The following is a 12655-nucleotide window of genomic DNA, read 5'->3' as shown; positions in this document are numbered from 1 at the left end:
GCGCCATGGTCGCGGCTTTGCGCGTAGTGTTGGCAGCGACGTGGCTGCTGTCCGGCATCGTGGCATCATCGGCGCAGGGCTATCCGAGCAGACCGGTGCGCGTCGTGGTCGGCTTTCCCGCCGGCGGACCGACCGATGCCATCGCCCGCATCGTGGCGCAGAAGCTTACCGACAATCTCGGCCAGCAATTCTTCGTCGAGAACATCGGTGGCGCCGGCGGCAACACCGCGGCCGGACAGGTCGCACGCGTGACGCCGGACGGCTACACGATCATGGCCATCAGCACCGGCTTCGTCGTGAATCCCAGCCTCTACGCCAAGGTGCCGTATGATCCGGTCAAGGATTTCGCGCCGGTGACGCTGGTCGCGGTCTCGCCGAATGTCGTGGTGGTCAACCCGCAAGTGCCCGCCAAGACACTCCCGGAACTGGTGCAGCTCATTCGGGACAACCCCGGCAAATACAGCTTCGCCGGGCCCGGCGTCGGATCGACGCCGCATCTGGGCGGCGAGTTGTTCCGGCTCGCCTTCAGGCTTGACCTGGTGCACGTGCCGTTCACAGGCGCTGGGCCGGCGATCCAGGCAACCGTCGGCGGGCACACCCCGATCGCCTTCACCGCGCTGCCGCCTGCCCTGTCGGCGGTGCAGAGCGGACAGCTGCGCGCGCTTGGGGTGGCGTCAACCGAACGTGCCGCCGGGATGCCCGACGTGCCGACCTTCGCCGAACAGGGCGTGAAGGATCAGGACGCCGACACGCTCACGGGCGTCGTCGCCCCTGCGGGGACGCCGAAAGAGATCGTCGATCTGCTTTATCGTGAGATCGCCAAAAGCGTCGCCCAGCCGGACGTCAAGGAGCGCCTCACCGTGCTCGGCTTCAAGCCGGTCGCCAATACGCCGGACCAGTTCGGCGCGCGCATCAGGCTGGAGATGGACAAGTGGGGCAAGGTGGTGCGCGATGCAAAGCTGCGGATCGAGTAACGGGCTCAGCGTTACGATGCTGGCGGTTCCGCGACCGTATCCGCGATCTCCATGAAGGTCAGGCCGATACGATTCTTCTGGATCCAGGCGACCCGGCACTCGTGCACGACTGAGGGATCCTTTGCCATCACCAGACGAAAGTGCTGCGGGACGAAGGCCGGGTTGTCGACATCGATCGCTGCTCCCTCGCGCGAGATATTCCGCACCACGCAGGGCATGACGGAACCGCCCGACGAAACATAGGCGGGCTCGTCAATCTCCGTTCGCGGATGCTTTCGCTTCTCTTCCATGCCGTCCGTTCCCGTCCCGATCGATTCCGACCAAACCGCAAGGCTAGCGCAAAACCTTAAACGAGTCGGCGCATGTTCCCGGGAGACCGGAACAGGCGCCGCCTGCGGCCGATGCGATTGTCTTCGGGCTCCATTGTGCAGAGCGGCACGAAATCCCGGTCGCTTATTCGCAGATGTGCTCCGCGTCACCATGGACTTGCCGATCGCGACGATGGCACGATAGCCTTTCCACCAATGACTGGCACATGGACGCGATGGACCGGCAGGCATGGTCTTGAATACACCGATCGCAAGCTCTGCCGATCTTGCCGGCGACCAGGCGGTGATCGCCCGGGCCGAGGCCATACGACCTGATGTCGCAACAGCTTCCGACGACATCGAGACCGCGCGCCGGCTGCCGCCTGCGCTGCTCGACAAGCTGCACGACGCGCAATTGTTCCGGCTGTTGCTGCCCCGCTCGACCAACGGGATCGAAACCGATCCGGTAACATTTTTTCACGTCATCGAAACCATCGCCAAAGCCGATGCATCCACCGCCTGGTGCCTCAGCCAGGCCGGCGGTTGCGCAATGTCGGCAGCCTATCTCGACCTGCCAGTGGCGCAGGCGATCTTTGGCGATCCACGCGCGGTGCTGGCGTGGGGGCCTGGCCCCAAGGTTCGCGCGGTCGAATGCGAAGGCGGCTACAGGGTAACCGGTGTGTGGTCCTTTGCATCCGGCGGCCGCCATGCGACCTGGCTCGGAGCACACTGCCCGATCCATGCAGCCGACGGTTCGCCCAAATACGACGCCAACGGCGTGCCGATCGAACGTACCATGCTGGTACGCTCCGAAGACGTCGAATGGACCGACATCTGGAACACCGTTGGCCTGCGCGGCACCGCCAGCGACCAGTTCGCGCTCAACGATTTCTTCGTGCGCGCGGACCATTCGATTACCCGCGAGTTCGACCGGGAATGCCGCGAGAGCGGCCCGCTCTACCGCATGAGCAATCACACCTGTTACCAGGTGGGTTTCGCCGGCGTCGCCTGCGGCATCGCCCGCACCGCGCTCGACAATTTCGTCGAGACGATGCGCAACAAGGTGCCGCGCGGCGCGAGGGTGTCGTTGCAAGACAATGCCGTGGTCCAGTGCAACCTCGCCCAGGCGGAAGTCAATCTCCGCGCTGCGCGCGGCTACGTGTTGCAGTCGATGGCCGATACCTGGAGAGATCTCACCGCGGGCGCAACCATCACCGTCGCACAGCGCATGAACATCCGCATGGCCTCTACAAACGCCATTCACAAGGCGCGCGAGGCGGTCGACTTTGCCTACAACGCCGCAGGCGCCACCGCGATCTTCGAGAACCATCCGCTGGAGCGCCGGTTCCGCGACATCCATACCGTGACCCAGCAGCTGCAGGGCCAGCTCAGGCATTTTGAAACTGTCGGCGCTTGGATGATGGGCGTCGATACCGATCTCAGCTTTGTCTAGGAGAACGACCATGGGACTTGGCGGATTGCAGCACTACACCATCGAACCATCTGACCTTGAGCGAACCAAGGACTTCTACTGTGACGTGCTGGGTCTGGAGAACGGCGACCGTCCGCCGCTCGATTTTCCCGGCTACTGGCTCTATTCCGGCGGCACCGCCACGGTGCATCTGATGGGCACGCGCAAGCCGCGCGAGGGGATCGTGGTGCGCGGCACCGAGAGAAAGTACGAGGATACCGGCCGGCTTGACCACATCGCCTTTGCGGCGACCGATGTCGAGGCCATGCGCAAGCGTCTGCAGTCGAAAGGTGTCAAGTTCCGCGAGAGCATCGTGCCGCGCACCGGCGATACGCAGTTCTTCCTCTACGATCCCGATGGCGTCGGCGTCGAACTGAACTTCCCGAAAACCTGAGGCCCCGCGCCCGTCGCGTGTCCGGCCTCAATTTCGCGTTCGTGCCGGCCGGGTTGGTGTCTGGTGCTGTGGCGTCAAGAAGCATGTGATGTTGGGGGGCAACACTGCCCGTCAAACAATGAAGTTTCCCGACAACGCCGCAAGTCAGCCATCACTAAGGCGCGAGTCCGTCAGGGTTTCATCATCATTGCAATGAGATTGGGCGAGCCGCGCCGCTGCGGCAGAGTAGCCGGGTGCCGCGCCTTTCAACCTACCCCAGGGCATGCGTACCCGGCTATTCGTCGGGCGGAGCCCGCTAATCGAGCCCGCGCTCGTGGCTCAGATTGACCATTTCCTGAATGAAGACCGCCTTTTGCTTGTCGTTCAGACTGGCAAATAGCGGCTCGGCCGCATCGGCCACGTTGCGCTGATCGACGGCGCGGTCGTTGAGGAACTGGGCCTCGTTGCGCATCTGCTCGATGATATCATCAGGGGGATCGCGCTTGGCGCGCGCCACACGCAGATTGAGGCGATCGGCGCCGTTATGACCGAGATAGTGCATCGCACTGTTGAACCCGGCCCAATGCTTCTCCTGTTCGGGCGTGAGGTTTAGCTCTTTCTTGATCCGCTCGATATTGGCGTCGCTGTTGGCGACGATCTGTTCGGCCGTGACCGTCGGCGCTGCGGGCTGGGCAAGGCCGGCCGACTGCTTGGCCGCTTCTTTCCTGCCACCCTTGGCTGCCTTCGCTGGCTTCGGTGCGTCGCCCTGTTTGCTTTCTTTTGCCGCCGGCGCAGGACCAGTCTTGCTGCCTGTTGCGCCGGTCAGCACACCGGTGACTCCGGTCACGACGCCCACGACGCCGCCAATGGCGCCGCCAAGCACGCCGCCGACCGGGCCCGCCGCCTTGTTGCCCTCGCGGGCGCCCTTCTCGACACCCTGAACCACCTGCGCATCCGCAAGCCGCGGCGCGCTAAGAAGCATGATGGCGGCCAACCCCATGGCCGCGCACACTTTCCAACGCGTGCGCAGTTTGGATGTCGGGCTGGTCATTGTTGGTCTCCGTGGTCGTTAACTAGGACTGGTGTCCTCGAATCCGAATCTTATCGTTTTAGCGACGAGCAAGTCTAGCCGCGGCGCCGACCGTTATCGCTGGCGTCGGAGTGCCAAACCCGTGGGATGGGACCCCGCGGCGCGACCGCAATCCCTGAACCATCTCGCGTTCATGACGCCGTGTGCAACGCAATATGCCGCGCAGAAAGGCATTGCATTATTCCGACCGCTGGAAATTCGCACGCAACGTTAGTTCTAGAATTTCGCACACGTCATTTCTCGACAGACGGGTTTAATTCTGTTCTGATTGCGCAACCAAATCTCCGCGGGCGCCGTCCCTGAACCGGCGTGATCGTGAATGAAGAATAACGAATAAGAGGAAACGGCAAGACGACAACAAGAAGCAAGCAGAGAGGGAATGACATGTCACGCAAGAAGCTTTCTCGCCGACAATTCGTTGCTGCTACGGCGCTGTCATCCGCAGCGCTCATCACCGCGCCCTATGTGCGTGGCGCCCATGCCGCCGGCAAGCTTTCGATCGGCTTCTGGGATCACTGGGTTCCCGGCGCCAACAAGGCCTCCACCGATCTCGTCAATGAATGGGCTGCCAAGGAGAAGGTCGAGGTTCAGATCGACTACATCCCTAGCCAGGGCAACAAGAACCTGCTGACCATCGCCGCCGAAGCGCAGGCGAAGTCAGGCCACGATATTCTCGCGATGCCGACATGGTGGCCGCACGCACAGGCGGAATTGCTGGAGCCCATGAATGATGTCGTCGAAGCGCTCATCAAGCAGAACGGCGAAGTCAACGGCACCGTCAAATACCTCGGCAAGGCCGGTGACAAGTGGCTGGCCGTGCCGGCCTGCGTCGGCAGCCAGATCAAGGGGCCCTGCTCGCGCATCGATCTGATGAAGCAGCACGCCGGCATTGACGTCCAGGCCATGTATCCGGCGGGCGCAGCGCCGAAGGCCGAGGCCTGGACCACGGATGCCTTCCTGAAGGCGGCCGAGGCTTGTCACAAGGGCGGCGTTCCCTTCGGCATCGGTCTCGGTGAGACCAGCGACTCCGTCGATACCGTCGGCGCGTTCTTCCTCGCCTTCGGAGCCGAGGTCGTCGATGCCAAGGGCAATGTCGTCGTGAAGAACGACAACGTGCGTCAGGTTCTCGAATATTACAAAAAGCTGATGGCATTCCTGCCTCCGGACGCACCGGCGTGGGACGACGGTTCCAACAACAGGTGGCTGGTCTCGGGCAAGGGCGCGCTGATCATGAATCCGCCGAGCGCGTGGGCTGTGGCCAAACGCGATGCGCCGCAGGTTGCTGAGCAATGCTGGACCCACGGCTTCCCGGTCGGACCGAAGGGCCGCTTTGCCCCGTTCCTTCCGTATTTCTGGAGCGTCTGGAACTTCTCGAAGAACAAGGAGGCGGCCAAGAGCGTGCTAACGCATCTGTCGCAGCCGGCTGCGGTGGAAAAAATGGTGGCGGCGAGCGGCGGCTACGACCTGCCCGCCTTCGAGAAACTGACGACCCTGAAGACGTGGGCCGAGGAAGGACCGCCAAAGGGCACGCTCTACCACTATCCGAACCCGCACAAGCATCAGTTGCTTTCGATCTCGGCATCACCGGCGCCGCCGAAGGTCGCCCAGCAGATTTACACGCGGGCGACCCTGACCAAGATGTGCGTGCGCTTCTATCAGGGCGAGCCGATGGAGAAGACGCTGGCCTGGGCGGAAGGCGAGCTCGAAGGCTTCATGCGGAGTTGACGCGATTTCGCCGCCACGGCCCGTCGGATCCAGGGACGTGGCGGCACGCATCCGACTGCCGACACGATGGGAGCCGGCGCTACGCCGGCTTCTCGACGCGGAAACCATCAATTCTCTGAAATGAAACTCGCGAGGAAGATGCATCATGGTTGATGTCGCGATTGAGCGTAACGCCGCCGCTCCGCGAACGGCGCGCAAGCGCGCCAGTTTACGAACCGCGTTAAAGCGAAAATCCACCGCGGCGTTTCTCATGACGCTGCCGCTGATCCTGTTGATCTCGCTCCTGGTGATCTATCCCGCGTTCTACTCGCTGCATCTGGCAACCCTGAACAAGTCGATGCAGCGTTTTGTCGGACTTGGAAACTTCCAGTTTCTGTTCAAGCGCGAAACGTTCTGGCTGGTGGTCGAGCAATCCTGCATCTTTGCGATCACGGCCGTGATCTTCAAGGCGCTGATCGGATTTATCGTCGCTCACTTCGTCCACAACGTTCCGGCCAAGGGCCAGCGCAAATGGCGTGGCATGCTGCTGGTGCCGTGGGTCATTCCGCCGGCGATGAGCACGCTGGCGTGGTTGTGGCTGTTCGATCCGTCGTACAGCGCCTTCAACTATCTGTTGGCCGGGTTCGGTGTCGACCGGATTCCATGGACCGGCGAAGCCGGCTGGGCCCGCTTCTCGGTCATCCTGGTGAATATCTGGTTCGGCGCCCCGTTCTTCATGATCATGTACCTTGCGGCGCTGAAGTCGGTGCCCGAGCAACTCTATGAAGCCGCTGCCATCGACGGCGCCAATTGGTGGCAACGCATCTGGTACGTGACGCTGCCGATGATGCGCAACATCATCGCGATCACGACGCTGTTCTCTCTCATCGTCACCTTCGCCAACTTCGATATTGTGCGCATCCTCACCGCCGGCGGCCCGCTCGACCATACCCATATTTTCGCGACCTGGGCGTTCCGTATCGGTATCGAGGGAAGCGATATTCCGCTCGGCGCCAGCGTCTCGCTGTTCATGTTTCCGATACTCGCAATCGCGGCGATCTTCATCCTGCGCGATATCAACAAACGCGGGAATGAAGCCTGATGAGCACGTTAACAATCGACAAGGCCGCACCGACCCGCAAGGTGAAATACGGCAGCATGAGCCGTGACCGCGCCTGGGCGCTGAAGTGGTCGTACTTCTTTCTTACTTTGTTCGCGATCTTCTCGCTGGTGCCGCCGCTCTACATGATGATCACTTCGCTGAAGACCAGCGCCGAGATTTCCGCCGCCACCAACCCCTGGTGGGTGTTCCATCCGACGCTTTCGAACTACGTCGAATTGCTGACATCGAACCAGTTCCTGACATTCTTTCGAAATTCGGCGCTGGTCTCGATTTTCGTCGTGACGATCACCATGCTGATCAGCGTGCCCGCGGCATTCGCGCTGGCGCGGATGCGGTTCTGGGGCTCGGCGACACTCGCGACCGGGGTTTTCCTGACCTACCTGATTCCCGAGACGCTGCTGTTTCTGCCATTGTTCAAGATGTTCGTGGTGTTCAGCGAATTCACCGGGATCCAGCTGATCAACAAATGGTACGTGCTGCTGATCGTCTATCCGACGCTGACCGTGCCATTCTGCACCTGGATCATGATCGGTTACTTCGCGTCGATCCCGAAGGAACTCGACGAGGCCGCCATCATCGACGGCGCGTCATGGTTCCAGACGCTGACGCGCATCTTCATTCCGGTTGCCTTCCCCGGCATTATTGCCGCGACCATCTTTGCTTTCACGGTCTCGTGGGCGCAATTCCTCTATCCGCTGGTGTTTACGACGTCGATCGATCAACTGGTACTGCCGGTCGGCATCATCACCTCCCTGATCAAGGGTGACGTGTTCAACTGGGGACAGATCATGACCGGCGCCCTGCTCGGCGCGGCACCGCCGCTCATCATCTACGCCTTCCTGATGGACTATTACATTGCCGGCCTGACCGCCGGTGCGACAAAGGGTTGATCTCATGGCTGACGTGACGTTGCGCAAGGTGGTTAAGCGGTATGACGAAGTCGAGGCGGTGCGCGGCATCGACCTTGACATCGCCGACCATGAGTTTGTCGTGCTGGTCGGACCTTCGGGCTGCGGCAAGTCGACGACGCTGCGGATGATCGCGGGCCTGGAAGATATTTCCGACGGCGACATCATGATAGGAGGCGACGTCATCAACGACGTGCCGCCGAAGGATCGCGATATTGCGATGGTGTTTCAGAACTACGCGCTCTACCCGCATATGACGGTTGCGGAGAACATGTCGTTCGGATTGCGGCTGAAGCGCTATCCGAAAGCCGAGATCAAGAGCCGCGTCGACGAGGCCGCGCGCATGCTCGACATCGTCGAACTCGTCGACCGCAAGCCGAAGCAATTGTCCGGCGGCCAGCGCCAGCGCGTCGCCATGGGCCGCGCCATCGTGCGCAACCCGAAGGTGTTTCTGTTCGACGAGCCGCTGTCCAACCTCGACGCCAAGCTGCGTGTACAGATGCGGATCGAGATCAAGAAGGTGCATCAGAAAGTCCGCACCACGACGGTCTACGTGACCCACGACCAGGTGGAGGCGATGACGCTGGCCGACCGTGTCGTTGTGATGAACCATGGCCGGATCGAGCAGATCGGCACGCCGAACGAACTTTATCACAAGCCCGCCACGAAATTCGTCGCCAGCTTCATCGGCTCGCCGGCGATGAATTTCATCCCGTGCCGGCTGGAGGATCTCGCCGGCAAGTTGCACGTCCGGCTTACCGATCGCATCGTCTTCCCGCTGCCGCCGGCGCGCGCCGCTCGCTATCAGGGCGTCCCGCGCACCGACAAATTGCTGCTGGGGCTGCGGCCCGAGCACATCACCGAGGCCAAGCAGCATTCGGAGCCGGGCGTGGAGACCTTCGACACGGTGCTCGATGTCACCGAGCCGATGGGAATGGAGACGCTGATCTATTTTACGATGGAGGGCACGCAGGTCTGCGGCCGGGTCAATCCCAATGCCGGCGCGCACGATGGCGGCCCGCTTCGATTGGCTGTGGACCTCAATAACATGCACCTGCTAAACGAGGTGACCGGCGCCGTCCTTTGACGGCGCAATTGCTGGAGATCAAGGGCAGGAAATGACTACCAACAAGAAGAAAATCTTCGTCACGGAATCGATGTCACAACCGGGACGAGCGCTGCTTCACGCGCGGGACGACATCGAACTCGTCGAATTTCCCAACATGATTTCGCAGAAGGATTTCGAAGCCAAGCTGAAGGAGCACGCGCCGGTGCACGGCGTCGCCCTCGGCGGCACCCGCTTCGGCGAGCCCGAGCTCGAAGCCTCGAAAGACATGCTGGTTGTGACCCGGATCGGGGTCGGGTTCGATGCCGTCGACGTCCCCGCGCTCAGCCGCCGCAAGGTGCCACTGATGGTGGCGGGCACCGCCAATTCGCCGTCCGTTGCCGAACACGCCCTGTTCATGATGCTGACGCTCGCCAAGCGCGCGACAGAAATGCATTCGCTCGTCAGGGACGACAAATGGGCGGACCGGCTGGGGATGCTGCCCTACGACCTCTTCGGCAAGACGGTACTGATCGTCGGTTTTGGACGCATCGGCACGCGCACCGCCAAGCGCTGCCTCGCGATGGAAATGAACGTCCTGGTTTTCGATCCCTACAAGCCTGCCGCCGACATCAAGACCGCCGGCTGCGAACTGGTTGCCGACCTCAACGCCGCGCTGCCGCGTGCCGACTTCGTCAGCATCCATTGCCCGAAGAATCCGGAGACGGTCGGCATGTTCAATGCGGACAGGCTGAAGCGGATGAAGCCGACCGCCTATCTGATCAACACGGCGCGCGGCGGAATCGTCGACGAGGCCGCCCTGCATGCCGCGCTGGTCTCCGGCAAGCTTGCCGGCGCGGGCCTCGACGTTTTCGAGCAGGAGCCCCCGCCGGCCGGTCAAGCGTTGTTGGCCCTACCGAATGTCATCATGGCGCCGCATGTCGCTGGTGTCACGGTGGAAGCCGTCGACCGGATGAGCGAGCAGACCGCCCGCAACATTCTGAGCGTGCTGGATGGCGATCCCGTGCGCCAGAACGTGATCAATCAGGACGTGCTCGGCTAAACGTCCGTAAACAAGCGACGCTGGGCGCGGCCGGTCCACCGACCGGCCGGCAAGTGGTATGCGCATGGCCTTCAAGGAATACGGCAATTACGACGCGGTCGGCCTTGCCGAATTGGTTCGGAAGAAAGAAGTCTCGGCCAAGGAATTGCTCGACGAAGCCATCGCCCGTACAGCGAAGGTCGATCCGCAGATCAATGCGGTCGTCGTCAAGCATTACGACTATGCCGAGCGCCAGATCGAGCGCCGCCTGCCCGACGGCCCTTTTTCTGGCGTGCCGTTCCTGCTGAAGGATCTCGATCTCCTGGAAGGCACACGCACGACCTCAGGCGCCACGGCCCTGAAGGATTTTGTGGCCGACCACAGCGGCACGCTGGCGCAGCGCTTCCTCGATACCGGCGTCTCGATCTTCGGCAAGAGCGCCAGTCCCGAATTCGGCCTGATGCCGACGACGGAGTCGCGCCTGTTCGGGCCGACCCGCAATCCCTGGAATCTTGAGCACTCCTCCGGCGGTTCATCCGGCGGCGCGGCGGCGGCGGTTGCCGCCCGCATCCTGCCCGTCGCGCATGCCAGCGATGGCGGCGGCTCGATCCGGATCCCCGCTTCCGCCTCCGGCGTGTTCGGCTTGAAGCCGACCCGGGCGCGCAATCCGCTCGGCCCCGATCGCGGCGAAGGCTGGGGTGGCTTCTCCTGCGGCCATGTCGTGAGCATCAGTGTACGCGACAGCGCGGTCATGATGGACGCGATCCACGGCCCGGAGCCGTCGAGCCCCTATGTGGCGCCGCCGCCGGAACGGCCGTTTTCGCAAGAAGTCGGCCGCGATCCCGGCCAGCTCCGCATCGCCTTCACCGACAAATCGCCGTATGGCGACGCCATCGATCCGGAAATCGCGGCGGCCGTACGCGACATTGCGGGCCTGCTGGCGGGGCTCGGCCATCACATCGAGGAACGGGCGCCGGTACTTGCCGCTGATCCGGCCGCGGTCATGACCACCATCGTCGGCGCTAACACCGCCCTGACGGTACGGCTGATCGAGCAAAGGCTCGGGCGTGCCGCAACGGAAAACGATTTCGAGATATTGACGCTGGCGCACGCTCGCAACGCGCAAAAGACCACCGCGACCGATTACGTCGCTGCCCAGCTCGCGGCCTTCCAGATCTCACGCTCGCTGGCGGTTTTCTTTGAGAGCTGCGACGTTTTCCTGTGTCCGACATTGTGCGCGCCGCCGCTGCGCATCGGCGAACTCAACACCATGTCGGAGGACCTGTCGCACATTGCCCCGATCCTGCGCCGCTATATGCCGGGGACCTCCATGTTCAACATGTCCGGACAGCCGGCGATGTCGGTGCCGCTGGCGTGGAACAAGGCAGGATTGCCGCTCGGCATGATGTTTTCGGCCCGGTTCGGCGATGAGGCGACCCTGTTTCGGCTGGCCGGGCAGCTCGAACAAATGCGGCCCTGGAAGAACAGAATACCGCCGGTATGTGCTTAAACTCCGCCCCAAAAGCGCCACGGATGGACAAGGCTCAGCCTTATTCGGTAACGAGAAAAGACACGGGGCGGAAACGGGGACATTGATTCTGCTCACGACGCCCCGATCCGGAGGCTGAATCGTGACTCAAAGCGACCCGACCGACAACGCGCTGGCGGCCATCGCCAGCATTCTCGACCGCCCGGAAAGCCATCGCGAGCCCGAAAAGCCCGCGGTCGCTGAGCATGCGCCCGTGATCCCTCCACCGATCCCAGTGACCCCTCCGCCGATCGAGGCTCATGGCTATTCCAAGCACGGTCCCGGTCCGATGGCCTCGATCCGTTTCAAGTGGACGGTCCGCCTCGAGAATGGCGACTACTATGTCGACGAGACCATCGGCGAGAATTCCACTCCGATCGTCAACGGCCCGATGTCGAGGGAAGCCGCGATCCAGATGGTGGACGATCGCGAAAGCGACGCACGGCGGCGCTTCGAGCAACTGAAGAGCGAAATGACCGGACGCGGCGCTGCCGCCAATCTGGTTCGCAAGGACAGCGGCGAGGCATAGCCCCGACCGATTCCGCAGGCGTTATCTCGGCGCTCCCAGAAAATCCTTCTTGGCGAGGTCGACGCCTGCGTGGCGCAGGATGTCGTAGGCTGTCGTGACATGAAAGAAGAACTGCGGAACGCTGAACGTCAGCAGCAACGATTTGCCGGCGAATTTGCGCTGCGTGCCGTTCTTGAAAGTGAAAGCGACTTCCTTGTCGGCTGCGGCGTCGATCTCGGCACGCGGCAAGCCTTGCACGAAATCGATCGCCGCCGAAATCCGCGCCTTGAGCTCGGGGATATCGGGCTCGGTGTCTGAAAATGTGTGGGGGGCACGGCCAGCCAGCAGCGCGCCGGCAACGACCGCATGCCGGTTGGCTTCTCCCACCTGCTGCTTCAGGCTGTACATGGTGGGTGAGAGCCGCATGTTCAGAAGGACGGTCGGATCGATGTTGCGGGCTTCAGCATAGGCCGAGGCTTGGTCGAGAAGACCGGACAGATTCCCGAGATACGGCACGAACACGCCGACGGAAGCTTCGTGAAGCGAGATGGTCACGTTTCGATTTCTCCGGCTGGCGCCGC

General features: G+C 62.4%; 13 protein-coding genes. 10 read left to right on the top strand and 3 right to left on the bottom strand.

Features of this window, described 5'->3' with window-relative positions:
* Positions 1-5: 5 nt before the first annotated feature.
* On the top strand, positions 6-974 hold the full coding sequence (locus JQ624_RS24275) for a tripartite tricarboxylate transporter substrate binding protein (protein WP_212421436.1): 969 nt from the start codon (positions 6-8) through the stop codon (positions 972-974).
* A gap of 11 nt (positions 975-985) precedes the next feature.
* Here the strand turns inward: JQ624_RS24275 and JQ624_RS24270 are convergent, their stop codons facing one another.
* The gene (locus tag JQ624_RS24270; protein ID WP_212421435.1) at positions 986-1264 is read right to left on the bottom strand and encodes a PilZ domain-containing protein; all 279 of its coding nucleotides are present in this window, start codon (positions 1262-1264) and stop codon (positions 986-988) included.
* 268 nt (positions 1265-1532) lie between these two features.
* On the opposite strand from JQ624_RS24270, the gene JQ624_RS24265 reads away from it, so the two are divergent.
* Complete coding sequence (locus tag JQ624_RS24265) at positions 1533-2735, top strand: acyl-CoA dehydrogenase family protein (protein ID WP_212421434.1); 1203 nt, start codon at positions 1533-1535, stop codon at positions 2733-2735.
* Positions 2736-2745: 10 nt separating this feature from the next.
* Positions 2746-3147, top strand: a complete 402-nt coding sequence (locus JQ624_RS24260; protein WP_212421433.1) for a VOC family protein — start codon at positions 2746-2748, stop codon at positions 3145-3147.
* A 295-nt stretch (positions 3148-3442) separates the two neighbouring features.
* On the opposite strand, the gene JQ624_RS24255 is transcribed toward JQ624_RS24260, so the two are convergent.
* Positions 3443-4177 carry a Spy/CpxP family protein refolding chaperone gene (locus JQ624_RS24255; RefSeq protein ID WP_212421432.1) on the bottom strand — a complete coding sequence of 245 codons (735 nt, stop codon included), beginning with the start codon at positions 4175-4177 and terminating at the stop codon, positions 3443-3445.
* Between the two features lie 423 nt (positions 4178-4600).
* On the opposite strand from JQ624_RS24255, the gene JQ624_RS24250 reads away from it, so the two are divergent.
* From JQ624_RS24250 to JQ624_RS24220, 7 genes are all read left to right on the top strand, one after another.
* Positions 4601-5941, top strand: coding sequence for an ABC transporter substrate-binding protein (locus JQ624_RS24250; RefSeq protein WP_212421431.1), 1341 nt, complete (start codon positions 4601-4603; stop codon positions 5939-5941).
* A 145-nt stretch (positions 5942-6086) separates the two neighbouring features.
* Positions 6087-7022, top strand: a complete 936-nt coding sequence (locus tag JQ624_RS24245; RefSeq protein ID WP_212421430.1) for a carbohydrate ABC transporter permease — start codon at positions 6087-6089, stop codon at positions 7020-7022.
* Entirely contained in the window at positions 7022-7933 is a 912-nt protein-coding gene (locus JQ624_RS24240; protein ID WP_212421429.1) for a carbohydrate ABC transporter permease, read from the top strand. Before JQ624_RS24245 ends, JQ624_RS24240 begins: the two co-directional genes overlap by 1 nt.
* 4 nt (positions 7934-7937) lie before the next feature.
* The gene (locus tag JQ624_RS24235) at positions 7938-9038 is read left to right on the top strand and encodes an ABC transporter ATP-binding protein (protein WP_212421428.1); all 1101 of its coding nucleotides are present in this window, start codon (positions 7938-7940) and stop codon (positions 9036-9038) included.
* Between the two features lie 31 nt (positions 9039-9069).
* Positions 9070-10059: a hydroxyacid dehydrogenase gene (locus JQ624_RS24230; RefSeq protein ID WP_212421427.1), complete on the top strand. Its 990-nt coding sequence runs from the start codon at positions 9070-9072 to the stop codon at positions 10057-10059.
* Between the two features lie 64 nt (positions 10060-10123).
* Entirely contained in the window at positions 10124-11548 is a 1425-nt protein-coding gene (locus JQ624_RS24225) for an amidase (RefSeq protein WP_212421426.1), read from the top strand.
* Between the two features lie 121 nt (positions 11549-11669).
* Positions 11670-12095, top strand: coding sequence for a hypothetical protein (locus tag JQ624_RS24220; protein ID WP_212421425.1), 426 nt, complete (start codon positions 11670-11672; stop codon positions 12093-12095).
* 21 nt (positions 12096-12116) lie between these two features.
* On the opposite strand, the gene JQ624_RS24215 is transcribed toward JQ624_RS24220, so the two are convergent.
* Positions 12117-12629, bottom strand: a complete 513-nt coding sequence (locus JQ624_RS24215) for a DUF1993 family protein (protein ID WP_212421424.1) — start codon at positions 12627-12629, stop codon at positions 12117-12119.
* Positions 12630-12655: the final 26 nt, after the last annotated feature.

The sequence above is a fragment of the Bradyrhizobium sp. AUGA SZCCT0283 genome, from assembly GCF_018130385.1.
GTDB lineage: Bacteria > Pseudomonadota > Alphaproteobacteria > Rhizobiales > Xanthobacteraceae > Bradyrhizobium.
This window is presented reverse-complemented; position numbering and strand designations above follow the sequence as displayed.

What these genes read in the sequence shown, in the direction of transcription:
- JQ624_RS24275 (WP_212421436.1), top strand. Translation starts at nt 6, where the DNA reads ATGGTCGCGGCTTTGCGCGTAGTGTTGGCAGCGACGTGGCTGCTGTCC.
- JQ624_RS24270 (WP_212421435.1), bottom strand. Translation starts at nt 1,264, where the DNA reads ATGGAAGAGAAGCGAAAGCATCCGCGAACGGAGATTGACGAGCCCGCC.
- JQ624_RS24265 (WP_212421434.1), top strand. Translation starts at nt 1,533, where the DNA reads ATGGTCTTGAATACACCGATCGCAAGCTCTGCCGATCTTGCCGGCGAC.
- JQ624_RS24260 (WP_212421433.1), top strand. Translation starts at nt 2,746, where the DNA reads ATGGGACTTGGCGGATTGCAGCACTACACCATCGAACCATCTGACCTT.
- JQ624_RS24255 (WP_212421432.1), bottom strand. Translation starts at nt 4,177, where the DNA reads ATGACCAGCCCGACATCCAAACTGCGCACGCGTTGGAAAGTGTGCGCG.
- JQ624_RS24250 (WP_212421431.1), top strand. Translation starts at nt 4,601, where the DNA reads ATGTCACGCAAGAAGCTTTCTCGCCGACAATTCGTTGCTGCTACGGCG.
- JQ624_RS24245 (WP_212421430.1), top strand. Translation starts at nt 6,087, where the DNA reads ATGGTTGATGTCGCGATTGAGCGTAACGCCGCCGCTCCGCGAACGGCG.
- JQ624_RS24240 (WP_212421429.1), top strand. Translation starts at nt 7,022, where the DNA reads ATGAGCACGTTAACAATCGACAAGGCCGCACCGACCCGCAAGGTGAAA.
- JQ624_RS24235 (WP_212421428.1), top strand. Translation starts at nt 7,938, where the DNA reads ATGGCTGACGTGACGTTGCGCAAGGTGGTTAAGCGGTATGACGAAGTC.
- JQ624_RS24230 (WP_212421427.1), top strand. Translation starts at nt 9,070, where the DNA reads ATGACTACCAACAAGAAGAAAATCTTCGTCACGGAATCGATGTCACAA.
- JQ624_RS24225 (WP_212421426.1), top strand. Translation starts at nt 10,124, where the DNA reads ATGGCCTTCAAGGAATACGGCAATTACGACGCGGTCGGCCTTGCCGAA.